Source organism: uncultured Kushneria sp. (assembly GCF_947497025.1).
Classification (GTDB): Bacteria; Pseudomonadota; Gammaproteobacteria; order Pseudomonadales; family Halomonadaceae; genus Kushneria.
In genome coordinates, this window is the sequence record NZ_CANMFC010000001.1 from 643358 (window position 1) to 668240 (window position 24883).

General features: G+C 59.5%; 20 protein-coding genes and 5 tRNA genes. 15 read left to right on the forward strand and 10 right to left on the reverse strand.

Features of this window, described 5'->3' with window-relative positions; translation table 11 throughout:
• Positions 1-41: 41 nt before the first annotated feature.
• Positions 42-593: a hypothetical protein gene (locus Q0931_RS02965; protein WP_299257104.1), complete on the forward strand. Its 552-nt coding sequence runs from the start codon at positions 42-44 to the stop codon at positions 591-593.
• A gap of 126 nt (positions 594-719) precedes the next feature.
• On the opposite strand, the gene Q0931_RS02970 is transcribed toward Q0931_RS02965, so the two are convergent.
• On the reverse strand, positions 720-1304 hold the full coding sequence (locus Q0931_RS02970) for a DsrE family protein (protein WP_299257106.1): 585 nt from the start codon (positions 1302-1304) through the stop codon (positions 720-722).
• 262 nt (positions 1305-1566) lie between these two features.
• Between Q0931_RS02970 and trmA the strand changes: the two genes are divergently transcribed.
• The 5 genes from trmA to Q0931_RS02995 all read left to right on the forward strand — a co-directional run bounded on the left by trmA (position 1567) and on the right by Q0931_RS02995 (position 11072).
• Entirely contained in the window at positions 1567-2679 is a 1113-nt protein-coding gene (gene trmA, locus Q0931_RS02975) for a tRNA (uridine(54)-C5)-methyltransferase TrmA (protein WP_299257108.1), read from the forward strand.
• 220 nt (positions 2680-2899) lie between these two features.
• The gene (locus Q0931_RS02980) at positions 2900-7744 is read left to right on the forward strand and encodes an NAD-glutamate dehydrogenase (RefSeq protein ID WP_299257110.1); all 4845 of its coding nucleotides are present in this window, start codon (positions 2900-2902) and stop codon (positions 7742-7744) included.
• A gap of 115 nt (positions 7745-7859) precedes the next feature.
• Positions 7860-8684, forward strand: a complete 825-nt coding sequence (locus Q0931_RS02985) for an MOSC N-terminal beta barrel domain-containing protein (protein WP_299257112.1) — start codon at positions 7860-7862, stop codon at positions 8682-8684.
• A 116-nt stretch (positions 8685-8800) separates the two neighbouring features.
• Positions 8801-9967, forward strand: a complete 1167-nt coding sequence (locus Q0931_RS02990; RefSeq protein WP_299257114.1) for a hypothetical protein — start codon at positions 8801-8803, stop codon at positions 9965-9967.
• Between the two features lie 64 nt (positions 9968-10031).
• Positions 10032-11072 carry a quinone-dependent dihydroorotate dehydrogenase gene (locus tag Q0931_RS02995; protein ID WP_299257116.1) on the forward strand — a complete coding sequence of 347 codons (1041 nt, stop codon included), beginning with the start codon at positions 10032-10034 and terminating at the stop codon, positions 11070-11072.
• Between the two features lie 69 nt (positions 11073-11141).
• Here Q0931_RS02995 and Q0931_RS03000 read toward each other — a convergent pair whose 3' ends face one another.
• On the reverse strand, positions 11142-11351 hold the full coding sequence (locus Q0931_RS03000) for a ribosome modulation factor (protein WP_086901243.1): 210 nt from the start codon (positions 11349-11351) through the stop codon (positions 11142-11144).
• Between the two features lie 202 nt (positions 11352-11553).
• Between Q0931_RS03000 and rlmKL the strand changes: the two genes are divergently transcribed.
• Positions 11554-13764, forward strand: coding sequence for a bifunctional 23S rRNA (guanine(2069)-N(7))-methyltransferase RlmK/23S rRNA (guanine(2445)-N(2))-methyltransferase RlmL (gene rlmKL / locus Q0931_RS03005; protein ID WP_299257254.1), 2211 nt, complete (start codon positions 11554-11556; stop codon positions 13762-13764).
• Here rlmKL and Q0931_RS03010 read toward each other — a convergent pair.
• A complete protein-coding gene (locus Q0931_RS03010) occupies positions 13761-14042 on the reverse strand; it encodes a hypothetical protein (RefSeq protein WP_299257120.1) in 282 nt (93 codons plus the stop codon). The genes rlmKL and Q0931_RS03010 overlap by 4 nt on opposite strands.
• Positions 14043-14213: 171 nt before the next feature.
• Between Q0931_RS03010 and pdxB the strand changes: the two genes are divergently transcribed.
• A complete protein-coding gene (gene pdxB / locus Q0931_RS03015; protein ID WP_299257122.1) occupies positions 14214-15365 on the forward strand; it encodes a 4-phosphoerythronate dehydrogenase PdxB in 1152 nt (383 codons plus the stop codon).
• Positions 15366-15452: 87 nt separating this feature from the next.
• On the opposite strand, the gene htpX is transcribed toward pdxB, so the two are convergent.
• The 6 genes from htpX to Q0931_RS03045 form a co-directional block, all read right to left on the reverse strand.
• A complete protein-coding gene (htpX, locus tag Q0931_RS03020; RefSeq protein WP_299257124.1) occupies positions 15453-16355 on the reverse strand; it encodes a protease HtpX in 903 nt (300 codons plus the stop codon).
• A gap of 129 nt (positions 16356-16484) precedes the next feature.
• On the reverse strand, positions 16485-17705 hold the full coding sequence (locus Q0931_RS03025) for a pyridoxal phosphate-dependent aminotransferase (protein ID WP_299257126.1): 1221 nt from the start codon (positions 17703-17705) through the stop codon (positions 16485-16487).
• A gap of 167 nt (positions 17706-17872) precedes the next feature.
• Positions 17873-18811, reverse strand: a complete 939-nt coding sequence (gene ylqF, locus Q0931_RS03030; protein ID WP_299257128.1) for a ribosome biogenesis GTPase YlqF — start codon at positions 18809-18811, stop codon at positions 17873-17875.
• Positions 18812-18927: 116 nt separating this feature from the next.
• Positions 18928-19326: a peptide-methionine (R)-S-oxide reductase MsrB gene (gene msrB / locus Q0931_RS03035; protein WP_299257130.1), complete on the reverse strand. Its 399-nt coding sequence runs from the start codon at positions 19324-19326 to the stop codon at positions 18928-18930.
• A gap of 180 nt (positions 19327-19506) precedes the next feature.
• The gene (locus tag Q0931_RS03040; protein ID WP_299257132.1) at positions 19507-20100 is read right to left on the reverse strand and encodes a gamma-glutamyltransferase; all 594 of its coding nucleotides are present in this window, start codon (positions 20098-20100) and stop codon (positions 19507-19509) included.
• Entirely contained in the window at positions 20101-20955 is an 855-nt protein-coding gene (locus Q0931_RS03045; protein ID WP_299257134.1) for a gamma-glutamyltransferase, read from the reverse strand.
• 223 nt (positions 20956-21178) lie between these two features.
• Here Q0931_RS03045 and Q0931_RS03050 point away from each other — a divergent pair.
• The 5 genes from Q0931_RS03050 (at position 21179) to Q0931_RS03070 (ending at position 21756) form a co-directional block, all read left to right on the forward strand.
• A tRNA-Glu gene (locus tag Q0931_RS03050) sits at positions 21179-21254 on the forward strand.
• Positions 21255-21275: 21 nt separating this feature from the next.
• Positions 21276-21350 (forward strand) — tRNA-Gly (locus Q0931_RS03055).
• A 4-nt stretch (positions 21351-21354) separates the two neighbouring features.
• Positions 21355-21430, forward strand: a tRNA-Glu gene (locus tag Q0931_RS03060).
• Between the two features lie 21 nt (positions 21431-21451).
• Positions 21452-21526: transfer RNA gene (locus Q0931_RS03065), tRNA-Gly, on the forward strand.
• 154 nt (positions 21527-21680) lie between these two features.
• Positions 21681-21756, forward strand: a tRNA-Glu gene (locus tag Q0931_RS03070).
• A gap of 57 nt (positions 21757-21813) precedes the next feature.
• On the opposite strand, the gene Q0931_RS03075 is transcribed toward Q0931_RS03070, so the two are convergent.
• The gene (locus Q0931_RS03075; protein ID WP_299257255.1) at positions 21814-22761 is read right to left on the reverse strand and encodes a calcium/sodium antiporter; all 948 of its coding nucleotides are present in this window, start codon (positions 22759-22761) and stop codon (positions 21814-21816) included.
• A 397-nt stretch (positions 22762-23158) separates the two neighbouring features.
• Between Q0931_RS03075 and Q0931_RS03080 the strand changes: the two genes are divergently transcribed.
• Together Q0931_RS03080 and Q0931_RS03085 are read left to right on the forward strand one after the other, a co-directional pair.
• Positions 23159-24109: an ABC transporter ATP-binding protein gene (locus Q0931_RS03080; RefSeq protein WP_299257136.1), complete on the forward strand. Its 951-nt coding sequence runs from the start codon at positions 23159-23161 to the stop codon at positions 24107-24109.
• The gene (locus Q0931_RS03085) at positions 24109-24882 is read left to right on the forward strand and encodes an ABC transporter permease (RefSeq protein ID WP_299257138.1); all 774 of its coding nucleotides are present in this window, start codon (positions 24109-24111) and stop codon (positions 24880-24882) included. The genes Q0931_RS03080 and Q0931_RS03085 overlap by 1 nt, the downstream gene beginning before the upstream one ends.
• Position 24883: the final 1 nt, after the last annotated feature.

Genomic DNA, 24883 nt, shown 5'->3' on the forward strand with positions numbered 1-24883 from the left:
CACAAGACTGGTAGCTCGTCAAATTTGCCGGAGACGCCGCCATGCTCAAGTTGACTCAGCTTCGTCAGGATCATGCGCACATGGCCCGACTGCTTCATGTGCTATCGCTACAGCATCGTCACCTTGTGACCGGAGAGCGCCCCAGCTTTCGTCTCATGCGGGAAGCCTGTGATTACATCATGGACTACATGGATGACTATATCGTGCCGCTGGAAACGCTCTGCGGCAATCGTCTGACCGAGCGCGGTGCGCATACCGGGCAGGAGATCTGTGAGCTGGCCGGTGAGTATCGTGAGCTCAGGCAGCGTCTCAGGCACCTGGAAGACGATCTCGATAACATCCTGATGGACGCCATCATGCCCATGACGCTTTTCGGCGAGCGCCTCAAGGCCTATCTGGATGCGCATCGCCACGTACTGCGCATGGAACGTGAACACCTGTTCCCGCTGCTTGATGCCAGCATGGACGAAGCAGAATACGTCGAGCTGCGTGATACCCTGCCGCTCAAGGCCCGCACACAGCTGGCACGTCTGCAGCAGGAGTATCCCGACCTCTATGCCGAGTTCCGCGACATCCGCCCGGCGGTGGCCTGAGTGCCCGCAGCCCGGGTGCTTCCCCGGCATCCCGAGCAGACGATCGTGCAAACATGAGCGGGGAGGCATTCACATGCCGCCCCGCCTTTTGGTGCCGGGACTCTTGGGTGCCGGGACTCGATAAGCCTACAGTCGCTCGTAGGCGTACCCCTGGTTGCCGTAGATCGCCAGGGTACTCAGTGCCGAGGGCGTAATGTCAATCTCGTCGTTGACCTCGGAATCCGCAATCTTCCAGTGGTTGAGCACCTGTCCACACACGCGTACATGAACCCCGGCTTGTGTCAGGGCATGGACCAGCGGCTCGTTGGGATTGTCGACCCCGAACCATTGGTCATAAACGCTGGAGTTCACGACGCTGCGCGTGGCATCCCCATGAATGATGGCCACAAAGTCCAGGTTTTCCAGCGGGACGCCGGCCGCGGCAAAGACATTGACGGCACGAGCCACGCGCATCAGTCCGGGATTGATGGAGCGCGGGTCGTCGCCTCCCCTGACCACATCAAAGATGACCTTATAATGCTTGTCGGGGTCGGGCACATCCACCGTGTCATGGCGCTCGGCAATGCCGCCGAAGTTCTCTATCGCCGGATAAAGTGCATGGTCGATGCCCGCTGCCGGTTTGCGGGGAATAACCGCGGCAAAAAGCACCATGAGCACTGCAGCGAATACAAGTGCCGCCAGCATCCAGTGCCGCTTGAGAAGAGTCAGCATATCGAGTCCCTGAAAGCCAAAGAAGTTTGGGTTGTCGTAAGTCGTGGTAGTTGTGGCATGGCGCTCCCCGGTGGGGTGTTGACCGAGGTATAGCCAATGAGGTGGCAGGAGTCTACAGATTTTGCAGGAGGTTCACAGTGCCATAGTGACACGACATGATTGTGAGAGCGGCATCAATACTTGAGCTGCGATGGGTAAACGCTACACTGGCGGCCTCTTTTATCATGACCGTTATCATGACGGCCGGACCAGGTATTTTACATTGAGCGTACCCGTCGTTGACCCCGACCAGTACTTCACACAGCTTGACGCCAAGCGTCAGCGCATCGTTGATCAGTTTGCCCATTTTGGTCCGCCGGCCCTTGAGGTATTTGCCTCTCCGGCGAGCCACTACCGCATGCGCTGCGAGTTTCGCCTCTGGCATGAGGGCGATGATCTCTTTCACGCCATGTTCGAGACTGATGCCGGCGGTGTTAAACACACCGTGCGAATGGATCAGTATCCGGTGGCGAGCCGACGCATCAATGCGCTGATGACACAGCTGGTGGACGCCATTCGTGACCGTCCCGAACTACGTCATCGTCTGTTTCAGGTGGAGTATTTAACGACCCGGCAGGGCGAGGCGCTGGTCACGCTGGTCTATCATCGAAAGCTTGATGACGAATGGGAACAGGCCGCCCGCAAGCTCGAAAAAATACTGGATGCCGCCATTATTGGTCGGGCGCGCAAGCAGCGTTTGGTGCTGACGCGCGAGTCGGTCACCGAGCATCTCAATGTGGCCGGGCGCGTGTTCAGCTATCAGCAGGTCGAAAACAGCTTCACCCAGCCCAATGCCGATATTGCCGAAAGCATGCTCAACTGGGCCAGGGAGGTGACGCAGGGGGAGGATGGCCTGCGCCGTTCGACCGATCTGGTGGAGCTTTACTGCGGCAATGGCAACTTCACGATTGCGCTGGCAGACAATTTTCGGCGTGTGGTGGCCACCGAGATTTCGCGCACCTCCGTGGCCTCGGCCCAGCACAATCTGGCCTTGAATGGCATCGACAACGTGCACGTGGCCCGCATGTCGAGCGAGGAGTTTGCCCAGGCGCTATCGGGAGAGAAAACGGGACGCCGTGTCAGCGAGATGCAGCTTGAAACGCATGACTTTTCGACCGTACTGGTGGACCCGCCGCGAGCAGGGCTTGATGCCGAAAGCTGTGAACAGATCGCTCGCTTTGACGACATTGTCTATATCTCCTGTAACCCCGATACCCTTGAAGCCAACCTGGAGCAGCTCGGGCGCACCCACGAGATTCATCGCTTCGCTCTTTTTGACCAGTTTCCCTATACCGATCACTGTGAGTGTGGCGTTTTGCTCAAACGCCGGCGCTAGCCAACCGGTGTGAGACCTTTCCGGCCCTGCCATGGCAGGGTCGGCGTATTTTGAGCGCAGCCATGCCGATGGCGTCATGATCGGGGCCGGCCCATGCCGCCTTGTCATGGGGCATGATAAAAATGCGCATACAGTAGGGATAAAGCGTTGGCTGAACTAGGATGTCAGGGTGGTCATCCCATCAGGATGCATAGGCATTTGCGGTACGCGAGGAGAATCGATGCAGAGTACAGTGCCGGACAACAAGGAAGATTTTTTCAAAGCGCTCGAGACACTGCTTGAAGAGCGCCTGGCGCCCGAGCAGGCGCGCAACATCAGCGCCTTTGCTCGCCACTATTACGCCGGTGCCAGCCACGAGGACCTGCGAGAGCGTCATTTCGAGGACCTCTATGGGGCCACGCTCTCGACCTGGTTTTTCCTGCAACAGCGTGAGCCGGACAATCGGCCAAAGGTACGTGTTTTCAATCCCGAATATGAAGAGCATGGCTGGCAGTCGACCCACACGGTGGTGGAAGTCGTCAGCCCGGACATGTCCTTTCTGGTTGATTCGGTACGCATTGAGCTCAATCGCTGCGGCTTTACCGTCCACTCCATCCTCAACACGGTCATCGCCAGCGAACGCGACGAGCAGCAGCGGCTGATACGCTTTACGCCGCCACGCGCTGAAAATGCGCCCTCGACGCGTGAGTCGATCATCTATATCGAGGTGGATCGTCACTCCGACCCGGCCATGCTCGAGGAACTCAGGGTCAACATCCTGGATGTGTTGACCGATGTCCGCTCGGCCGTTTCCGACTTTGACGCCATGCGTGCCCAGGCCCATGCCGCGCTGCAAGAGATGAAAACGCATCCGCCGCGGGTCGTGGAACAGCGTGATGTTGAAGAGGCGCGCGATTTTCTGGCGTGGCTGCTGGACGATCACTTCACATTTCTGGGCTTTGAAGAGTATGAGCTTCAAACCCGGGATGGCCATTCTCAGCTGGTACGCTCAAGCGGCAGCGAGCTTGGGGTACTGACCCTGAACAGCCCGCGCTACAGCGAGGAACCCCAGCGGTTCAGCGACAGCGGCGAAGAGCAGGGGGAGTATGTTCTGGTCCCCGAACTGATCTCCTTTGCCAAGAGTGCCTGGCCGTCGCGTATTCACCGCCCGAGCTATCCGGACTACATCATTGTCGAGCGCCACAACGAGCAGGGCGAGGTCATCGGCGAGCGTCATTTCCTCGGGCTTTATACGCTGTCTGTTTACAATGAGCGTCCGGTCAATATCCCCGTGCTGCGCCGCAAGATCGATACCGTGCTCAGCGCATCGAACATCGACCCGACCGGGCATAACGGCAAGCAGCTCCAGCAGATTCTGGAAGTTTATCCCCGTGACGAGCTGTTCCAGATGGGGACAGAAGACCTTTGCCGTACGGCAATGGGTATCCTGAGCATTCGCGAGCGTCGCCGCGTGCGTCTCTTTATTCGCGAGGATCGCTCCGGTCGCTTCTACTCCTGCCTGGTCTATGTCCCGCGTGACGTGTTTTCGACCGATCTGCGGATGCGCATCCAGAACATGCTCTGTGAGGAGCTCGATGCCAGCTTTGGCGATTTCAATACCTACCTTTCCGAGTCGGTACTGGCCCGAATTCAGCTGATCCTGCGCTTTAACCACGACACGCCTGTTGACTACGACGATCGTGCGCTGGAGCAGAAGGTCATTGCCATTGCACGTGGCTGGCGCGACGATCTGCACGAGGCGCTGGTAGAAGGCTACGGCGAGGAGCCGGCCAATCGCCTGATGGAGCGTTACCGTGACGCCTTCCCGAGCAGCTATCGGGAAGATTTCACGTCGCGCACGGCCATCTACGATATCGGCCACATGGAAGGCCTCGATAACGAACGCTCGATCGGCCTGAGCCTGTATCGTCAGCTCGAGCATGAGAACGACGTCAATCTCAAGCTCTTTCATCGCGATCAGCCGGTACCCCTGTCCGACGTACTGCCCATGCTGGAACACATGGGACTGCGGGTGATCAGTGAGCGACCCTATGAGATCGAGCGCACCGACAATGTGGTCTGGATTCACGACTTCAATCTGGAAACCTCGAGTCGTGAGCATGTCGACCTTCACGGCATGCGCCACAACTTTATTGATGCTTTCACGCGTATCTGGTCAGGCGCCGCCGAGAGTGACAGCTTCAATCGCCTGATCATTTCAGCCAGGCTCGACTGGCGTGAAGTGGCGATGCTGCGGGCCTATGCGCGCTATCTCAAGCAGATTCGTTTCGGTCTTTCCCAGGACTATATCGCCACGGCATTGACCCAGCATGCCGGGATCACGCGTGAACTGGTGGCCTTGTTCAACTCGCGGTTTGACCCACAGGCCGCGCGTGATGAAGACGAACTCCAAAAGGTTCGTGAGCGCATCGAGGCCTATCTGGAAGAGGTCACCAGTCTCAACGATGACCGGCTGATCCGCCTTTATATGGAGCTGATTGGCGCCACGCTGCGCACCAACTATTTCCAGCCCGGAGAGGACGGCGAACCCAAGTCCTATATCTCCTTCAAGCTTGCCTCGCGTCAGATCAATGATGTGCCGCGTCCGCGCCCGCTGTATGAAATCTTTGTCTATTCACCGCGCATGGAAGGGGTGCACCTTCGTACCAGCAATATTGCCCGTGGCGGTATGCGCTGGTCGGACCGTTTCGAGGACTTCCGCACCGAAATCCTCGGGCTGGTCAAGGCGCAGCATGTCAAGAACTCGGTCATTGTACCCAGCGGTGCCAAGGGCGGCTTTATCTGCAAGCAGATGCCGATCGGCGGCAGTCGCGATGAGATTCAAAAAGAGGGCATCGCCTGCTATCAGACCCTGATACGCGGCATGCTGGATATTACCGATAACTTGATCGACAAGCAGGTCGTACCGCCCGAGCAGGTCGTGCGCCATGACGGCGATGATCCCTATCTGGTCGTGGCGGCTGACAAAGGCACGGCGACCTTCTCCGATATTGCCAACGCGCTGGCCCGGGAATACAACTTCTGGATGGGCGATGCCTTCGCCTCCGGTGGCAAAAACGGCTATGACCACAAGGCGATGGCGATTACGGCCCGCGGTGCCTGGGAGGCCGTCAAGCGCCACTTCCGCGAGCTGGGTCTCAATACGCAGGAAGATCCCTTTACCGTCATCGGGGTCGGCGACATGGCCGGCGACGTGTTCGGTAACGGCATGCTGCTGTCTGAAAAGATTCAGCTGGTGGCGGCCTTCAACCATCGACATATTTTCATTGACCCTGATCCCGATTGCGCGGCTTCCTTCAAGGAGCGCCAGCGTCTGTTCGGACTGGCGACGTCAAGCTGGGCGGATTACGACACCTCGCTGATCAGCGAAGGGGGCGGGGTATTTTCGCGCGATGCCAAGTCGATCGAGATCACCGACGCCATGAAGTCACGCTTTGGCCTCACGGCTTCGCGTCTATCGCCTGCCGAGCTGATCAATGCGCTTTTGAAGTCGAAGGTCGATCTGCTCTGGAACGGGGGTATCGGCACCTACGTCAAGTCGAGCGAAGAGAGTCACGCCGATGTGGGTGACAAGGCCAACGATACGCTGCGTGTCAACGGCTGCGAACTGGGCTGTCGCGTGGTCGGTGAAGGCGGCAATCTGGGCGTGACCCAGCTGGGTCGTCGCGAGGCGGCTCAGCATGGCGTGCGTCTCAATACCGACTTCATCGATAACGCAGGCGGCGTGAACTGCTCGGACCATGAGGTCAACATCAAGATCCTGCTGGATGAGGTGGTCGCGCGTGGTGACATGACCGGCAAGCAGCGCAACGATCTGTTGGCGCAGATGACCGATGAGGTCGCGGATCTGGTGGTGGATGATAACTACCGCCAGACCCAGGCGCTGTCCTTGTCACGGTTGCTGTCGGCAGAAAATCTGGGCCCCTACCGGCGCTTCATTTTTGACCTGGAAGCGACCGGCCAGCTTGATCGGGAGCTGGAAGCCCTGCCGGATGATGCCACCCTGGCCACGCGAGCCGAACGCGGTGAAGGTCTGACCCATCCGGAGCTCTCGTCGCTGATCTCGCATGCCAAGATCGACCTCAAGGGCATGCTGGTAGAGTCCGATGTGCCCAACGAGCCGGGTATCGTCAATCACGCCGAGCGTGCCTTTCCTGCCACGCTGGTGGAGCGCTATGGGAAGGAGATTGCCAATCACCGGCTGCGCCATCAGATCGTGGCGACCAAGGTTGCCGGAGATGTGGTCGATCACATGGGCATTCCGTTCGTGCGGCGGCTGATGGACATCACTGGAACCAGTGCCGGTGAGGTGGTGCGCGCCTATGTCATGGCCCGCGACAGCTTTGGACTGGCGTCCCTGTGGCAGGAGATCGAGGCGCTGGATTCACGGGTTGATACCGACATTCAGTACGACATGATGCTCTCGCTGGTGCGTCTGCTGCGTCGTGCCACGCGCTATTTCCTGCGCTATCACATGCAAAGTGATGCCGAAAGGGTGGTCGGACAGTACGCACCGGACCTTGAGCGCCTGCGGGACAACATCGGTGAGCGGCTTCGAGGCGAGGCGCAGCGTCAGTGTCTGGCGCTGCGAGACCGCTATATCGAGGCCGGGGCGCCCGAGGCGCTCGCCGAGCGGGTGGCGTCTACCGAAAGCCTTTATGCCGGGCTTGGCATTATCGATACGGCGGAACTGACTGGCGTATCGCTGGAGCGGGTGGCCGATACCTACTACCTCATCGGGGAGCAGCTCTCACTGCCCTGGATGCTGGAGCAGGTCAATCGCCTCGAAGTGAATGACAGCTGGCAGACGATCGCGCGTGAAACACTTCGTGATGATCTTGATCGCCAGCAGCTGATGCTGACGGCCAGCGTGCTGCGTGGCGAAGAGGGCCAGGACGTCGACAGCTGCGTCGAGCGATGGATGAAACAGCACAAGGCACCTGTTGAGCGCTGGTGTGCACTGCTCAAGGAGGTCCACTCCACCGACGAGCTGGGCTATGCACTCTTCACGGTTGCCGTGCGGGCACTTGGAGAGCTCTCCGAGCGCTCACCATCCGGTAGCTGATCAGGTCGATCATCGCTCAATCCTGTATGGTAAAAACGACCGGACGCCGCCCCATGGGGCGGCGTTTTTTTATGTTACATTGACTTCATTCGCTTCGAAGACTGGATGGCTTCTCATGCCTGCCTGCATCAGCTCATTGCATATTTACCCGGTCAAATCGCTGGCCGGCATCGACGTGCATCAGTCAGTACTGACTGCCGAAGGGTTGAGTCATGACCGTCGCTGGGTCATCACCGATGAGCAGGGCGAGTTCATCACTCAACGAAGCTGCGCGCGCATGGCCACCCTGGTGCCTGTGATCGATGAACATCATCTGATTCTTCAATCGCCCGACCGGCGTCATCTGTTCATTGCACTTACACTGCCGGAGGTGGCGCCCTCACGCGTGCGCATCTTCGGTAACGAGTGCCAGGGACTTGATGAAGGCGACGAAGCTGCCCGGTGGCTGAGCGCCTTTCTTGAACGCCCCGTCAGGCTCAAGCGCGTACCGCGGGACAATCAGCGCCGCGTCAGTCCGGAGCGACTGGGTGAGTATGTGGCCCATACCGGATTTGCCGATGGCTATCCATTGCTGGTGGCTTCCACATCGTCGCTGGCTGCACTCAATGTCCGTCTGGTGGCGCGTTCGCTGCCGGCTCTGCCCATGTCGCGTTTTCGTCCCAACATTGTCATTGAGGGGGCCGCCCCCTTTGCCGAACATGGCAGTACAACGCTTGAAGGGGAGAACCTGTCACTATGGCTTTGCAAGCCCTGCGAGCGTTGTCGTATTACCACCATCAATCAGTGTAGTGGCGATATCGCCGTGCCGGGTGAACCCCTGAAAACGTTGATGACGATGGATCATGTGGCATCCGGCGAGGCCTTTTTTGGTGAAAATGCGATCGTGATGCAGGGCGACGGCCAGCAGCTGCATACGGGAATGCCGATACGAATGGGCTAGTCAAAAGCATCGCCAAATACGCAGGCTTTGTTATGCTGTGGCCGTTTTGCCGACCGACCGAGATCACACCTGTTGTCCGTATCGGCATCAATGGATTCCTTCCAACGAGAGACATCATGAAAAATACAATCTTGTATCTGGCACTGGGTATGGGCGTCGGGTTGGGCACTCTCTCGGGGCAGGTACTTGCCGACAAGAGCCCGGCGCTTCAGCGTGCCGAGCAGGCCGCAAGTCAGGTCGATCTTTCCGATGCCATACAACGTGATACGGATTCCATGAGCCGTTCCATGTATCTGGGCTCGAAACCGGTATCACATGATTTCGACGTCAGGCAGGGCGGTGAGTACATTATCGAGGCGCGTGCCTTTCATGGCACCTCCGGGCGCTATGAGGTCAATGCCGAACTGCGTGATGATGCGGGACAGACGCTGGCGACAGCCAGCGGTAACAACCAGACCAACGGCCTGATGCTTCGCCATCAGCTTGAGCCGGGCACCTATCATGTCGTGATTACCGGCCAGAGCCGCAGCCCCGCACGTGATCAGACCCAGTCCGTGACCGTTTCCGTGCAGCAGGCTGATGCCAGCGTGCGCGGCGAGGGACTGGCCGATGCCAGCCGCATCGAGCGGCTGGGAAGCGCCAGTGCGGTTGCGGCCGGTAACAACGCCAGTGCTCCGGCACGACTCGGCCGCGAGGGGGCCATTCAGGGCGATGCGACGCTGGCCGGCGTTGGCGCCTCCCAGCGCAGTGCCAGCAAGACGGCAGCACCCGATGCCTCGACGCCTGCGCCCGGTCCTTCCGGCAGGGCGCTGGAGCGTGCCGCCGAGTCGGGTACTGTTGAAAATGGTGAGGGGCTGGCGGCGAATCAGGGCAGCGTCAATACCGATCAGGAACGCGGGCAGGTGTCCACGACCAGCGGAAATGACGCGTCACCGGCTCAGGTGGAGGGCAATGCCTCGCCCATTCGCGAGCGGATCCTGCGTGATGTGCCCATACGTACCGATGGGGAAGTGCTCAAGTTTGAGGTGGTCTCTGCCGGCACCGTGACCGTTGACAGCTTCACGATGGATTCCAGCGGTAACTACCGCATCTCCGGTGAGCTTGTTGACAGCAATGGCAACGTGGTGGCCAGCGACAGCGGCAGCGGTTTCCAGGGCGATTTCCACCTGCGTGAATCCCTTGAGCCCGGCATTTACAGCGTCCGTGTGCGTGGGCAGAAGTTCGGCGGCGTGCGGGGTGGGGCCAACAACTTTACGCTGCGTATCGAGCAGCCCGGCGACTGATCCTTTCTGCCCGGCCCGGGGCATGCCCCGGGCCTGATTCACCTGTTTTCAAGGACATGTTTTCATGTACAAGGCCGCTCGTGCGCTGCTGTTTCGTCTCGACCCTGAAACGGCCCATGGCCTGACGCTGTCATCGCTGGATCTGGCGCATCGTCTTCACCTGCAGCGGGCGCTGGCGTCCACTCCGGTCGAGGATCCGGTCACGCTGATGGGGCTTCGCTTTGCCAATCGGGTCGGGCTTGCGGCGGGGCTGGACAAGAACGCCGAGCATCTTGATGCACTGGGCGCGCTGGGCTTTGGTTTCGTGGAAGTGGGAACAGTGACGCCCAGGGCGCAGTCCGGTAACCCCAGACCGCGCCTTTTTCGTCTTCCCGAAAGCGGGGCGATCATCAACCGCATGGGGTTCAACAATCAGGGGGTGGATCAGCTGATTGCCAACGTGGCTCGCAGCCGTTATGACGGTGTGATCGGGATCAATATTGGCAAGAATCTGACCACGCCGGTCGAGCAGGCCGTGGATGATTACATGACCTGTCTGCGCGCAGTGCATAATCATGCTCATTATGTGACCGTCAATATCTCCTCGCCCAATACGCCCGGGCTTCGCAGTCTGCAGTTTGGTGAGCAGCTCAACGCACTTTTATCGGCACTGCAGCAGGAAAACCGGGCGCTCAATCAGCGCCATGGTCGCCGGGTCCCGCTGGCCGTCAAGATTGCGCCTGACATGAGCGAAGCAGAAACCGATCTGGTGGCCGAGTGTCTGAAAGCCTGCGAGATTGAGGCGGTAATCGGCACCAACACGACCATCAGCCGTGACGGCATCGCGGGCAGTCCTCATGCCGAGGAGGCCGGCGGACTCTCGGGGCGGCCGGTGAGAAAGGCGTCAACGACAGTGGTCAGACGCTTGCGCGAGAAGCTGCCTGACATCACCATCATTGGCGTTGGCGGTATCGACAGCGGCGAGGCGGCACTGGAAAAACAGCAGGCCGGTGCTGATCTGGTTCAGCTTTACAGCGGTTTGATTTATGAAGGGCCGGCGCTGGTCGAACAGTGCGCCCGGGCGTTGAGAGACCATGCTTCAAAAGAAAGAGAGGCAGCCCTGTAGAAGACCGGGCACGTACGTCACGTACCCGGATATCATGTCATGCGATGGGTTCAATGGTTCCGAAGCGGCTCAGGTGGTCGCCATCGGATTGACGTGCAGACCCGAGACCCCTGTCATACCGGACCATTGTGCTTCACGGCCTTCACGCCAGCCACTCATCCAGGACTCGCGCATTTCGATGCCCTGACTGGGACAGTCATCTCTGGAGCGTCCGGTGACACCGGCCTTATAACCACTGACATAGGCTTTCTGGAAGGGATCACGTTTCTGTCTTTTCATTGGATAACCTCGCTTCACACAAAAAAGTGTTTCGGCCCGTGATAGTGGCAATGTCACTACCTCAGGGGTCGTAGGTTGACAGCGATCGTGCGATCTTTCGTAGCTACCCCTATACCTTTACAGCAGCATCAAGACGCTGTCGAAAATCATTTTCATCTAAGCAAATCGCTCATTAATCTTTTCAGGAATATGACACCGCATGATGCCCTCCAGCACTGAACACCTACCGGATACGGCTCATGAGGAGCTCTCCTTTCTCGCCACCTGTCCGCGCAGCATGGAAACCCTGCTGGCCGAGGAACTGACCGGCCTTGGCGCCAGTGTGGCACGCACCAGTGTGTCCAGCGTGCATGGCAGCGCCTCTCGTGAGGTGCTCTATCGTCTGTGTCTCTGGTCGCGTCTGGCCAATCGCATCATTCTGGTCGCCGGTCGTTTCGAGGACGTGGAAGATGGCCCGGCCCTGGTGGCCGCTTCCCATGGCATCGAATGGGAGACCCTGATCACTCCCGGTGCCAGCCTGCGGGTCGATTTCCACGGCGAAAGCGCTCAGATTCGTCATACCCGCTTTGGCGCACAATGCGTCAAGGATGGCGTGGTGGACCGTTTTCAGGATCACGGGCTGGCACGGCCGGTGATCGATCCGAAAGCGGCAGATCTGCGTCTTTATTCGCATCTGCATCGTGGCCGACTGGTGCTGGGGATCGATCTTTCCGGCGACAGCCTGCATCTGCGGGGCTATCGCCTGGAGGGCGCCAATGCACCGCTCAAGGAGAATCTGGCGGCGGCGCTGCTGGTTCGTGCCGACTGGCCCGCGCGCGCCGAACGAGGCGAAAGTCTGTATGACCCGATGTGCGGCTCGGGCACGCTGCTGATCGAGGCGGCACTGATGGCCTGTGATGTGGCCCCCAACCTGCAGCGCCGGCGCTTTGGTTTTCACGGCTGGGCCGGGCATGACGAGACGCAGTGGCAGGAAGTTCACGGGGAAGCGGCGCATCGTGCGCGCGTTGGCCAGCGCGAGTGCCCAGTCACCTTTTGTGGTCGCGATCACAACATGCGAGCCGTGGAAGCGTCGCGCGCCAATGCCGAACGGGCCGGCGTTGCGTCATTAACTCGCATCGAGCATGGTGATGCGCTCTCAGCGCCTCCGGAGATGACGCCCGGACTGGTGGTCACCAATCCACCCTATGGCGAGCGCCTGGGCGAACTGCCGGCGCTGATCAGCCTGTATCAGGGGCTGGGGGCGCTGCTGCGCGAGCACTTCACGGGCTGGTCGGTCGCGCTTTTGACCGGGGATCCAAGGCTCGGCCACCGGCTGGGCATGAAGGCCCATCGTCAGTACGCCTTCAAAAATGGCAGTCTGGATACCAAACTCCTGCTGCTTGATGTGCATGAGCGGGCGAAACCGGAAGCGGATGAGCCGACGCAGGACACCCCAAAGACGGCGGACACTGCCAGCGCCGTGACCCATTCGGCCGGGGCACAGATGTTTGCCAACCGTCTCCGGAAAAACCAGAAGCGTCTGTCGAAATGGCTCAAGCGCTCGGGCGTGGAATGCTACCGGCTCTATGACGCGGACATGCCCGAATACGCGCTGGCCATCGATATTTATGGGGCCTGGATCCATGTGCAGGAATATGCGGCCCCGCGCTCGATCGATGCCGGCCAGGCCGAGCGACGTCTATTGGAAGCGGTGGGGGTGCTGCCGGAAGTGCTGGGTGTGGCGGCGGATTACATCTTCCTGAAGCGCCGCGAGCGTCAGTCGGGGCGCGCCCAGTACGAACGTCGCGACAGCACCGGTCAGCGCTTTCAGGTCAGTGAGGGTAACGCCAAACTCTGGGTCAATCTGCGCGACTATCTCGATACCGGGCTTTTTCTGGACCACCGGCCCGTGCGCCGCTGGTTGTTTGAAAACGCCGCCGGCAAGCGCGTGCTCAACCTGTTTTGTTATACCGCCACGGCCAGCGTGCAGGCGGTGCTGGGTGGGGCAAGCGAGAGTCTGAGCATCGACATGTCCAATACCTATCTTGGCTGGGCCGAGGACAACTTCCGCCTCAATCGGCTCGACATGTCACGCCATCGACTGGTGCGCGAAGACTGCATGGCCTGGCTTGAAAGATCAGGGCCGCAGTTTGATCTTATCTTCATGGATCCGCCGACGTTCTCCAACTCCAAGAAGATGGACAACGTGCTGGATATTCAGCGGGATCATGCCCACATGATCGAACGCGCCATGGCGCATCTGGCACCCACGGGTACGCTATTGTTTTCCAACAATCTGCGTCGTTTCAAAATGGATGAGAGTGTTGAGTCACGCTTTGAAGTGAAGGCGCTGTCAAAACAGATGCTGGATCCGGATTTCGAGCGGCGCCCGGACATTCATCACGTCTACGAGATTCGTCACCGCATGGCCTAGTAGCTATCCAGCAGTGAGAGCTGGCGTACGGCATCCCGGGCCTCCGGGGTGTCGTCGCTGGTTTCGAGTACCCTGGTAAATCCGCGCAGCCCCTGAATATGATCCACGTCACTGACCCAGGTCATTGCCTGGGTATAGTCTTCGGCCAGCGCGTGCTGAATGCCCCCATAGGCGGTACCGATCTGCCCCCAGGCGCGGACAAAGATCCAGTCACCGAACATGTCCTGATGGACGTGCACGAGTACATAGTCATGTTCGCTCTCCCAGCGGATGATCAAGGCAGCGCTCCTGTGTAGTATTGAAAAGGAAAATGAGGGCAGTGCTGACAGTAATGCCGACAGGGTGCCGATTGTAACGGGCGCGGGCGTTTCGACAAAGCAGAGCACACCGGCGGTCGTCTACAGCTCGGTGTGTTATTCATTCACGGCAGTGCAGGTATCGATTGAATCATGCGTATTGTGGCAGATGAGAACATTCCGCTGGCCGAGGCCTTTTTCGCCGATCACGGCGAACTGGTGCGGCTGCCCGGGCGAGAAATGAGTCGCGAGCAGGTGCGTGATGCCGACATTCTGCTGGTGCGTTCGGTAACACGCGTCAATGCCGAGCTGCTGGAAGGATCACGCGTGAAATTTGTGGGCACGGCGACCATCGGGCGTGACCATGTGGATCAGGACTGGCTGGCGGCACAGGGCATTGGCTTTGCCAGTGCGCCGGGATGTAACGCCGATTCGGTCGGTGACTACGTGATCTCGACGCTGCTGCTGTTCGGTGAGCAGGACGGCGTGGCGCTGACGGATCGGGTGGTCGGCGTTGTGGGTGCCGGCAACGTTGGTGGAAGACTGGTCGAGCGGCTTCGTGCGCTGGGCATCCGCTGTCTGATCTGTGATCCGCCGCGCGCCGAGCAGGAGGGCAGTGAGGGCTTCACAAGTCTTGATGCCCTGATCGAACAGGCCGATGTCATCTCCGTACATACGCCGCTGGTTCGAGGCGGAGACCACCCTACGTACCATCTTTTGTCCGGGTCACATATCGAGGCGCTGCGTACCGATCAGATCCTGATCAGTGCCGGGCGTGGTGACTGTGTGGATGGCCGGGCGCTGAGCGCACGTCTTGAGCGCGACCCTGATCTGCGCGTGGCGATCGATGTGTGGGAAAGCGAGCCTGATATCGATGAGGGGCTGTATCGCAGGGCCGCCATTGCCACACCTCACATTGCCGGCTACAGCTTGGATGGCAAGCTGCGGGGCACCGAGATGCTCTATCAGGCCATGAGTCGTCATTTCGGTCTGCCGGTACGCAAGCGGCTGGGGCAGCTCAAGCCCGAGAACTGGCTGCGCCGTATCGCCATCTCTCGTCGCGCGCCGCCGCAGGAAGCGCTGCTGCTGTGTACGCGCACCTGCTACGACGTGCGCCGCGATACGCTGCTGTTCGAGCGCTATCGACGTCAGTACGGCATGGCGAAAGGGTTTGACCTGATGCGCCGCGAGTATCCCACACGCCGTGAGTTCTCGACGCTGCGGGTGGAGCTCAAGCACAGTGCCGGGGCAGTGCGTGAGGTGCTGGAAAGCGCAGGCTTTGCCATACGCGCGCCGCGAAAATAGTTCTGATCATGATCCGAGAGCATGAAAAGGGGCCCGCCAAATGGCGGGCCCCTTTGATGTCAGTTGCAGCGGGTGACCGGCGATGTATTACTGCTGATAGGCGGCCTTTTTCAGGGCGGCGATACGGTCATCCAGCGGCGGGTGGCTGGCAAAAAGCTTTTCCATGAGCTTGCGGGTCTGACCGGTGGTAATGGCAAAGGCGGTCAGGGAATCCGGCATCTGATCCGGCATGTTCTGCTGCGCCTTGAGCCGTGCCAGCGCGTTGATCATGGCGCCGCTGCCGGCCAGTCTTGCTCCGGCTTCATCAGCGCGATATTCACGGTAGCGTGAAAACCAGGCAACGATGATGGAGGCGACCAGACCGAACACGATCTCCAGCACCATCACTACTGCAAAATAGCCCATGAAGCCCAGCCCGCCGCCATTGTCGTCACGGCGCAGGAAACCATCGAGTACCTGGGCCACCACACGGGCGAAGAACATGACGAAGGTATTCAAAACGCCCTGAATCAGGGACAGGGTCACCATGTCGCCGTTGGCCACGTGGCCGATTTCATGGCCCAGTACCGCGCGAACCTCTTCGGGGCGCATCTGATTGAGCAGGCCGGCCGAGACGCATACCAGCGCATCGTTCTTGTTCCAGCCGGTGGCAAAGGCGTTGGCCTGCTGTGCCGGAAAGATGCCCACTTCAGGCATCTTGATGCCGGCATCGCGCGCGAGCTCGGCCACGGTGTCGTAAAGCCACTGCTCGTTGGCATTGCTCGGGCGGTCGATGATCTGGGCCCGGGTGCTCATCTTCGCCATCTTCTTGGACAGCAGCAGCGACACCAGTGAGCCGACCATGCCGAAGACAAAGCAGAAGATCAGCAGTGAGGTCAGGTTGAGCCCGCTGCCGGCAAGGTAGCTCTCCACGCCCAGAAGGCGCAGCGTAATGCTGGCCACCAGCACTACTGCCAGGTTGGTGGCAAGAAAGAGGACAATCCTCATCATGACCGGTGGTCTCCATTGGGTAATGCGTCGATCGGTAGTCCGTCGGGACCGCGAGGGTCACCAGCGACAGACTTTAGATAAGTTCTGTCGCTGGGAGTTTCAATCACACCTTAAGGATCGTTTAGGCGATCATGCCTGACGGCGGCGGGCGAGGAACCGCCCAAGGCGCTCGATGGCGTCTTCAAGCTGCTCGGCCCAGGGCAGGGTCACGATGCGCAGATGGTCGGGCGTCGGCCAGTTGAAGGCGGTGCCCTGTACCAGCAGCATCTTCTCTTCAAGCAGTAGATCGAGCACCAGCTGCTGGTCGTCCCTGATGTCATACATGGCCGGGTCAAGCCGCGGGAACATGTAGAGTGCACCGCGTGGTTTCACGCAGCTGACACCGGGGATCTCGTTGAGCTTTTCCCACGCCGCATCGCGCTGGGCCAGCAGGCGCCCGCCCGGCAGGACCAGATCATTGATCGACTGATAACCGCCAAGCGCTGTCTGGATGGCGTGCTGTGCCGGCACGTTGGCACAAAGGCGCATGGAGGCGAGCATGTCCAGCCCCTGAATATAGTCACGGGCATGGCGCTTTTCGCCGGAGACGATCATCCAGCCGGAGCGAAAGCCGGCGCAGCGATAGCTCTTGGAAAGGCCGTTCATGGTGATGATCAAAAGATCATCGGCCAGTGACGCCGTTGGGGTATGGACCGCGCCGTCGTAGAGGATCTTGTCGTAGATCTCGTCGGAAAAGACGATCAGGCCGTGCTCGCGGGCGACCTGCAGCACGTTTTCGATCACCTGCCTTGAATAGACCGCACCGGTCGGGTTGTTGGGATTGATCAATACGATCGCTTTCGTGCGGGCCGTCACCTTTTGCCGTATATCCTCGATATCCGGCTCCCAGTCCTGCTCCTCATCACACAGGTAATGCACGGCCTGACCGCTGGCGAGATTGACTGCCGCCGTCCAGAGCGGATAGTCCGGAGCGGGCACCAGCACTTCATCACTGTCATCGAGCAGCGCCTGCATGGCCATCACGATCAGCTCGGAGACGCCGTTGCCGACATAGATATCCTCGATGCCCACGCCTTCCACACGGTTGCGCTGGCACTCCTGCATGATCGCCTTGCGCGCCGAGTAAAGGCCCTTGGAGTCACAATAGCCCTGCGCGGTCGGCAGATTGCGCATGACATCCTGCAGGATCTCTTCGGGGGCTTCGAAACCAAAGGGTGCCGGGTTGCCGATATTAAGCTTCAGGATGCGATGCCCCTCATCCTCGAGCCGTTTGGCGTGCTCAAGTACCGGACCGCGAATGTCATAGGAGACGTGGTCGAGCTTGTGGGATTTTCTGATCGGCGTGGTCATGCTGCTCAATGGGTCCGCTGAAATGAAAGGGGGCAGTCAACGGCCGGGCAAGTGGTGTCCGGTGGATCTGCCATAACCAAAAAAATAACAGACATCGTGGGATGCCTGTCATTTCAGCATACCGCGGCCTCTGCCCATGATGCCATCGCTGTCTTGCGGCGTTGAAATCACTGCTCGGGCGGGGTGTCATCGTCGGGCGAGGCGCCATTGTCGAGAAAGGTCTCGCCGCGATTGAAGCGCTCCCGCTCGGCACGCATGGCCTCGATGCCTGCCTCATCGGGAATGTCGGCCGGTGTTTCAAGCGACATGAGTCCCAGTTTGCCGCCGCGCAGATCCATCAGCAGTACTTCGGCCCCGCGGTGCATGTCGACTTCACCGCCGGCGCGCAGACCGCCGCGACGGGTGGCAATCTCGCGCACGATGGATTCACCGGTGTCACCCAGCGTCTCCAGCCTGTAACGTGATTTGAGCGCTTCGGGATAGCGTTCGGCCAGTGCCAGGGCGGCCACCGACGCAACATCGACATATTCCAGTGCGGTGTCGCGAATGGCGCCGCTGGCGGCCAGCCGGTAGGCACTGTTTTGATCCTCGATGCGCGGCCAGAGCACGCCGGGCGTGTCGGTAAGGGCAATGCGCTGACCGATTCGGATCTTTTGCTGACGCTTGGTGACGGCCGGCTCGTTGCCCGTTTTGGCAATTTTCTTGCCGGCCAGTGTGTTGATCAGTGTGGATTTTCCCACGTTGGGAATGCCCATCACCATGACGCGCACATCACGATCTTCACGAATATGGCCCGCCAGTTCATGGCAGAGCTTATAGAGCGGCTTGAGCTGGCGCGTGTCGGTGGTGACCACGGCCATGGCGCGCACGTCAGGCAGGGCGTCAAAGTGCTCGATCCATTGCTGGGTAATGGCGGGGTCGGCCAGGTCGGCGCGCGAAAGCAGTTTCAGTGACGGCTTGTGGCGGATCAGATCGGCCAGCATGGGATTGGCGCTGGAGTAGGGCAGGCGCGCATCCAGTACTTCGATGACCACATCAATTTCGGGCAGGGCTTCGCTGATCTGGCGTCTGGCCTTGTTCATATGCCCCGGGAACCAGCCCAGCATATGTCTCTCCTGTTGCTATATAATTTGGCGGGTACACCGCGCGCCCCGCGATCGTGGCCGCGCAGTGTACCCTGTCAGACGTCGATGCCGAAGCGCTCTACGCGTGAGGCGATGGGTTACTCGCCCTGATGAAAGGTCATGGCGACCGAGTTGATGCAGTAGCGAAGCCCTGTGGTGTCTCTCGGGCCATCCGGGAAAACGTGGCCCAGATGAGCATCACAGCGCCGGCAGGTGACCTCGATGCGCCTCATGCCATGGGTTTCATCAACGTGCTCTTCAAGCGCGGCATCGGCCAGCGGACGATCAAAGCTCGGCCAGCCGCAATGCGACTCGAACTTGTGCTCGTTTTCAAACAGCGGCGCATTGCAACAGATACAGTGATAAATGCCCTGTACGGGCTCGACCTGATAGTCGCCGGTATAAGGGCGTTCGGTACCTGCCTGACGCGTGACGCGATACTGCTCATCGGTGAGTTGTTCGCGCCACTCGCTGTCGCTCTTTTGTACCTTTTCCATGAAGTCCTCCTCGGTGCCTGTTCATGCCAGTCAGTCATGTCAGCCAGACGGCTGCCCGGACAGACCGGCATCCTGACAGGATAGAACGGTACGCGCTTGAGCGCGGTCGTGACATGAAAAAGGCTATCATTTCGCGTGGCGCCGAGTGGCAAAAAAACAACCTGTAGACCTGCAAACGATCTAGAGGCTCGCAGCGCCGCCATCGCTTCGCGGGTCGTGCGCGCTTTCGATCAGACCGTCAGGATGGTGCACGATAGCGCCAGCATGCCCCATGGTGTCCGTAAAGGTTTCTGGCAGCACTTCTACATCGTGGCCGGCCTTTTGAAGTTCATCCACGAGGGGAGGATGGACGCGTGACTCCAGCTTCAGATTGGTGCTGTTGTCACCCCAGGTGCGCCCCAGCAGCCAGCGGGGCGCCGCAATCGCCTGCTGAAGCGGCATGCCGTGCAGGGCGTAGCGTGAGAAAACGGCCGCCTGGGTCTGCGGCTGGCCTTCCCCTCCCATGGTGCCATAGACCATGGTGCGCCCGTCCCTGAAGCGTGCCAGGGCAGGGTTGAGGGTGTGAAAGGGCTTGCGACCCGGGGCAAGGCTTCGCGGATGGTCAGGGGTAAGGCTTCGCGGGTGATCAGGGGCAAGCGAAAAGCTGATGCCACGGTTTTGCCACAAAACGCCGCTTTCAATCCTGAGGCGATCATGGATCCCCAGAATCATGAGTGACGCCATGCCCTGGGTGGGGGCGGGCAGGTTATAAAGCGTGGCGTCCTTCAGCGCCACTTACAGCGGCGTCACGATCTGTGCCTGATAGTCATGGAAATCCTTCAGGCGCAGGGGGGGGCTGCCCAGCGCTTCGAGATCCATCGCCATGCTTTGGGCCAGTTCGCCTCGATAGAAATCATCAAGTCCTGCGCTGGCAAGACGCCTCGGCGTGGCGGCTAGACGTGGCTGACGCAGCCGCTGGCCTTCAAGAGGAATCTCGCCGTCAATCAGAAAGGATTCATTGAACCCGGGGCTTTGAGACAGGCGCTCGACATGCTTGCGTGTCAGGGCTGCCTGACTTCTTGAAACAGCGATGCCCTGTTCGGCATAACGGATGGCGTCACGCAGAATGGTGCCCAGGGGCAGGGGCGTCCCCCAGTCTGCACCAATGTCGAGCGCTTTCTGCCAGCCACTGAAAGTGGCTGCCATGGTGAGAGTGGCTTCGGCACCGCGTTCCGGAGTGTCCCGTTTGCCGGCATAAAAGTCGGGAGTGGCCAGCTGCGCTGCGCCACCGCAGGTATCGATGGCAACCGGCGCCTTGCCCGGCTCGTTGATCAGCCAGAAGCCGTCACCGCCCAGTGCATTCATGTGCGGGTAGGCCGCCGCGGCCGCCACGATGGCCTCGACCGCATTGCCGCCCTGCTTAAGAACATCCCGCCTGGCATTGACTGCCAGGTGATGAGGGGCGACACAGCTGCCGCCCCCATAACTCCGCTGGGTGTTGAAGGCAGCATCGACCTGAAAGTTTGTAGTGGCCGGACTTGTCGAATGTGCCAGAGCACCGACCCTGTTTGCAGGTATGCGGGCCGAGCCGGCGGTGGACAGATCGGCCGTCAGGGGCGCTGCTTCAGCGCTTGACGCTTCGGGACGCATAAGGACATCAGACACCCGCCATTTGGAAATGAGTATCACTGGATACAAGAAACGCGCCGGATATCAGGCGGGTAGGGCTGGGCACCGCTCGGGCGGGATTTGTTGCGTTGCTTTTATCGTGCCATGGAAAAAATCAAAAAATGATTTTGATGTGAGTCACATGCTTGACACGTCTGTCGTGCGTGGGTAATATGCGCGCCACTCGGTGAGGCGAACTGGATACGTCCCATTCGTCTAGTGGTCCAGGACACCGCCCTTTCACGGCGGTAACAGGGGTTCGAACCCCCTATGGGACGCCACTCGCTTCATTGATGACCGGTGCGGGAATAGCTCAGTGGTAGAGCATCGCCTTGCCAAGGCGAGGGTCGGGAGTTCGAATCTCCTTTCCCGCTCCAATGCGTCCCATTCGTCTAGTGGTCCAGGACACCGCCCTTTCACGGCGGTAACAGGGGTTCGAACCCCCTATGGGACGCCACTCGCTTCATTGATGACCGGTGCGGGAATAGCTCAGTGGTAGAGCATCGCCTTGCCAAGGCGAGGGTCGGGAGTTCGAATCTCCTTTCCCGCTCCAACTTTTGGTAGCGCAAGTCAGGCAGCATGGGTCGTGAGCTGGAACGCCAGCCCGGTCGATCTCCTTTCCCGCTCCAATTTCGATATCCAGAACGGATCCTCCGAATCGTTGCCTGACAGGCAAACCCGATCGGTTTTTCTGCTCGTATTGATACGTCCCATTCGTCTAGTGGTCCAGGACACCGCCCTTTCACGGCGGTAACAGGGGTTCGAACCCCCTATGGGACGCCACTTTCTCTCTGAATCCTGCGCCCTGCATACCACGGGCGTGATGTGACAGCCTCCTGTTTAACCCTGGCTCATGACGACGCTTGATATCAGCCAGACGGTATAGGCGATATAGATCAGCAGCAGCACACCACCCTCCAGTCGGTTGATACGACCCCGGCGTTTTGATCCAAGGCCGAACAACCACAGAAGTAGTGTTAACGCCGCCATGGTCGGCCAGTCGCGTATTAACGCATCGGGTTCCACGGCAATGGGATGAATGACACCGGCGAGACCGACCACGGCCAGGGTGTTGAAAAAGTTTGAACCCACCATATTGCCCAGCACCATATCGTGCTGTCCCTTGCGTATTGCACTGAATGATGACGCCAGTTCCGGCAGGGAAGTGCCGACAGCGACAACTGTAAGGCCAATCACCAGATCGCTGACGCCAAAGGCACTGGCGATGTGTGCGGCGCCCCAGACCAGTAGTCGAGAGCTTGCCAGCAGCACCACCAGGCCAGCGAGCGTCCAGAGCAGCCCGCGTCGGAGCGACATCTGATGGGCCGCTTCATCAGCCTCGGGAGCCTGTTTCGAGCGCAATAGGCTCCACGCCAGCGAGACGATCAGCAGTCCCAGCAGCAGTAAAGCCTCCGGGCGGGAGATTCGGCCGTCCCACAGGGACCAGAGAGAAACCAGTGTGGCCAGACACAGCAGCGGCAGCTCGCGCCTGACGATCTGCGGGCGCATCACCAGTGGGCTGACAAGGGCCACTGTACCGACCACAAGCGCAATATTGGCAATATTCGAGCCGTAGGCGTTACCCAGGGCCAGCCTTGGCGTGCCCGCGGCCGCCGAGAACGCCGAGACCATCAGCTCCGGTGCCGAGGTGCCAAAGCCGATCACCAGGATGCCCACCGAAAGGGGCGATAACCCTAGGTGTCGAGCACTGGCGGCAGCGCCATCCACAAAGCGGTCTGCACTCCAGGCGAGAACGATCAGCCCCGCCAATACTGCGCCTGTTGCCATCAGCACGTTATCTGCCTCCTTTCTCCAGTGCGGCGTGACACGCGCCGATCGATGTGGCGCGCAAAGCATAGACAATGCTGGAAGCAGAACGTGGATAGCGGGTCGATGACCGAGGGGCAGGCGGCTGCCCAAAGAGCCATGGAGATGCCCTGAGCGTACGAATGGCGGGGCGTCCGGAATTCTTTTTTATGACTGAATAGTGCTTGAAATCATGGGTTCAGCTATCCTTTTGACGCCAGCATGCGGACTCGTTTCCGCCGCACTCATTTTCCGCATCTTCTAACAGATGCTTCGCTGGTCATCGTCCTTTTCCCCGTTCTTTCCTGGCGCGCGGTCTCCCTATGTGAAGAGGCGATTGTCCGCTGGTGATACCCCGACTGACCATGGAGTTTCAAACGTGCACGCTGCCCTCTCCATAAGAGGCCTGACCAAGGTTTACGACAACCGTTTTCACGCCCTCAAGGGGATCGACCTGGAAGTGCCGCAGGGCGATTTCTTTGCACTGCTGGGTCCCAACGGGGCCGGCAAGTCCACCACGCTGGGTGTGGTCAGCTCGCTGGTCCGCAAGACAGCCGGCGAGGTGTCGATTTACGGCATTGATGTTGATCGCGACTTTGCCCGTGCTCGCTACCATCTGGGCGTCGTGCCCCAGGAGTTCAACTTCAACCAGTTTGAAAAGGTTGAAGACATCATACTGACCCAGGCTGGCTATTACGGCATTCCCCGTCGCCAGGCCGAAGACCGTGCCCGCCAGTTGCTGGAAGACCTCGGGCTCTGGGACAAGCGTCATGACGCGGCACGCATGCTTTCCGGCGGCATGAAGCGACGCCTGATGATTGCGCGTGCCCTGATTCACCGCCCAAGGCTTCTGATTCTTGATGAGCCCACGGCCGGCGTGGATATCGAACTGCGCCGCAGCATGTGGGAATACATGAAGCGCATCAACGAGCAGGAAGGCACCACCATCATCCTCACCACACACTATCTGGAAGAGGCAGAAAGCCTGTGCCGCAATATCGCCATCATCAATCATGGCGAAATTGTGCATAACACCAGCATGCGCGAGCTGCTGGGCCAGCTCAGTCGCGAGACCTTCGTGCTGGACCTGGCCTCCCCGGTAGCGCAGTGTCCTGTTATTGAAGGGTTTGATGTGGAAAGACTTGATGATGCTCAGCTGACCTTGTCGATCGACAAGGGTCAGCGTATCAATGACGCCTTTGCACGCCTGAGTGAGCAAAATATCGAGGTGGTCTCGATGCGCAATCGAGCCAACCGGCTCGAGGAGCTTTTTGTGCGCATGGTGGAAGGCAGCAACAAGACAGAAGGGCCGCAGGGGGGCATTCGCTGATGAACACTCGACAGATGATGGTGGCGCTCTGGACCATCGTGCGCAGCGAAATTCGCCGCTTCATGCGCATCTGGCCGCAGACGCTGCTGCCGCCTTCCATCACGATGACGATGTATTTCATTATCTTCGGCAATCTGATCGGTTCGCGTATCGGGAAGATGGATGGCGTGGATTACATGGACTATATCGTGCCCGGCCTGATCATGATGTCGGTCATCACCAACAGCTACTCCAATGTGGCGTCCTCGTTTTTTGGCAGCAAGTTTCAGCGCAGCGTGGAGGAGATGATTATCTCGCCCATGCCCAACTGGCTGGTGCTGTCGGGCTTTGTCATCGGTGGCTCGGCGCGCGGGCTGGCGGTGGGCATTATCGTAACCGCCGTGTCGCTCTTTTTTACCGACCTGGACATCCAGCACCCGATTCTGACCACACTGGTCGTGATCATGACCGCGCTGCTCTTTTCAATCGGTGGCTTTATCAATGCCCTGCTGGGCAAGAAGTTCGATGACATCTCGATTGTGCCCATTTTTGTGCTGACTCCCCTGACCTATCTGGGCGGCGTGTTCTATTCGATTCACACGCTACCGGAGTTCTGGCAGAACGTTTCCCTGATCAATCCGATTCTGTATATGGTCAATACTTTCCGATACGGTATCCTTGGCGTTTCCGATATCAATGTTGGCGCAGCTGTCGGAGCCATTGCGGTGTTTATCGTGATTTTCTTCTCCGCGGCCATGTGGCTGCTGCGCCGTGGCAAGGGGCTGCGTAGCTGAT

Excerpts from the sequence above, each read along its gene's own strand:
- Q0931_RS02965 (WP_299257104.1), top strand. The coding sequence starts at position 42 with ATGCTCAAGTTGACTCAGCTTCGTCAGGATCATGCGCACATGGCCCGA.
- Q0931_RS02970 (WP_299257106.1), bottom strand. The coding sequence starts at position 1,304 with ATGCTGACTCTTCTCAAGCGGCACTGGATGCTGGCGGCACTTGTATTC.
- Q0931_RS02980 (WP_299257110.1), top strand. The coding sequence starts at position 2,900 with ATGCAGAGTACAGTGCCGGACAACAAGGAAGATTTTTTCAAAGCGCTC.
- Q0931_RS02985 (WP_299257112.1), top strand. The coding sequence starts at position 7,860 with ATGCCTGCCTGCATCAGCTCATTGCATATTTACCCGGTCAAATCGCTG.
- Q0931_RS02990 (WP_299257114.1), top strand. The coding sequence starts at position 8,801 with ATGAAAAATACAATCTTGTATCTGGCACTGGGTATGGGCGTCGGGTTG.
- Q0931_RS02995 (WP_299257116.1), top strand. The coding sequence starts at position 10,032 with ATGTACAAGGCCGCTCGTGCGCTGCTGTTTCGTCTCGACCCTGAAACG.
- Q0931_RS03000 (WP_086901243.1), bottom strand. The coding sequence starts at position 11,351 with ATGAAAAGACAGAAACGTGATCCCTTCCAGAAAGCCTATGTCAGTGGT.
- rlmKL (WP_299257254.1), top strand. The coding sequence starts at position 11,554 with ATGCCCTCCAGCACTGAACACCTACCGGATACGGCTCATGAGGAGCTC.
- pdxB (WP_299257122.1), top strand. The coding sequence starts at position 14,214 with ATGCGTATTGTGGCAGATGAGAACATTCCGCTGGCCGAGGCCTTTTTC.
- htpX (WP_299257124.1), bottom strand. The coding sequence starts at position 16,355 with ATGATGAGGATTGTCCTCTTTCTTGCCACCAACCTGGCAGTAGTGCTG.
- Q0931_RS03025 (WP_299257126.1), bottom strand. The coding sequence starts at position 17,705 with ATGACCACGCCGATCAGAAAATCCCACAAGCTCGACCACGTCTCCTAT.
- ylqF (WP_299257128.1), bottom strand. The coding sequence starts at position 18,811 with ATGCTGGGCTGGTTCCCGGGGCATATGAACAAGGCCAGACGCCAGATC.
- msrB (WP_299257130.1), bottom strand. The coding sequence starts at position 19,326 with ATGGAAAAGGTACAAAAGAGCGACAGCGAGTGGCGCGAACAACTCACC.
- Q0931_RS03045 (WP_299257134.1), bottom strand. The coding sequence starts at position 20,955 with ATGCGTCCCGAAGCGTCAAGCGCTGAAGCAGCGCCCCTGACGGCCGAT.
- Q0931_RS03075 (WP_299257255.1), bottom strand. The coding sequence starts at position 22,761 with ATGGCAACAGGCGCAGTATTGGCGGGGCTGATCGTTCTCGCCTGGAGT.
- Q0931_RS03085 (WP_299257138.1), top strand. The coding sequence starts at position 24,109 with ATGAACACTCGACAGATGATGGTGGCGCTCTGGACCATCGTGCGCAGC.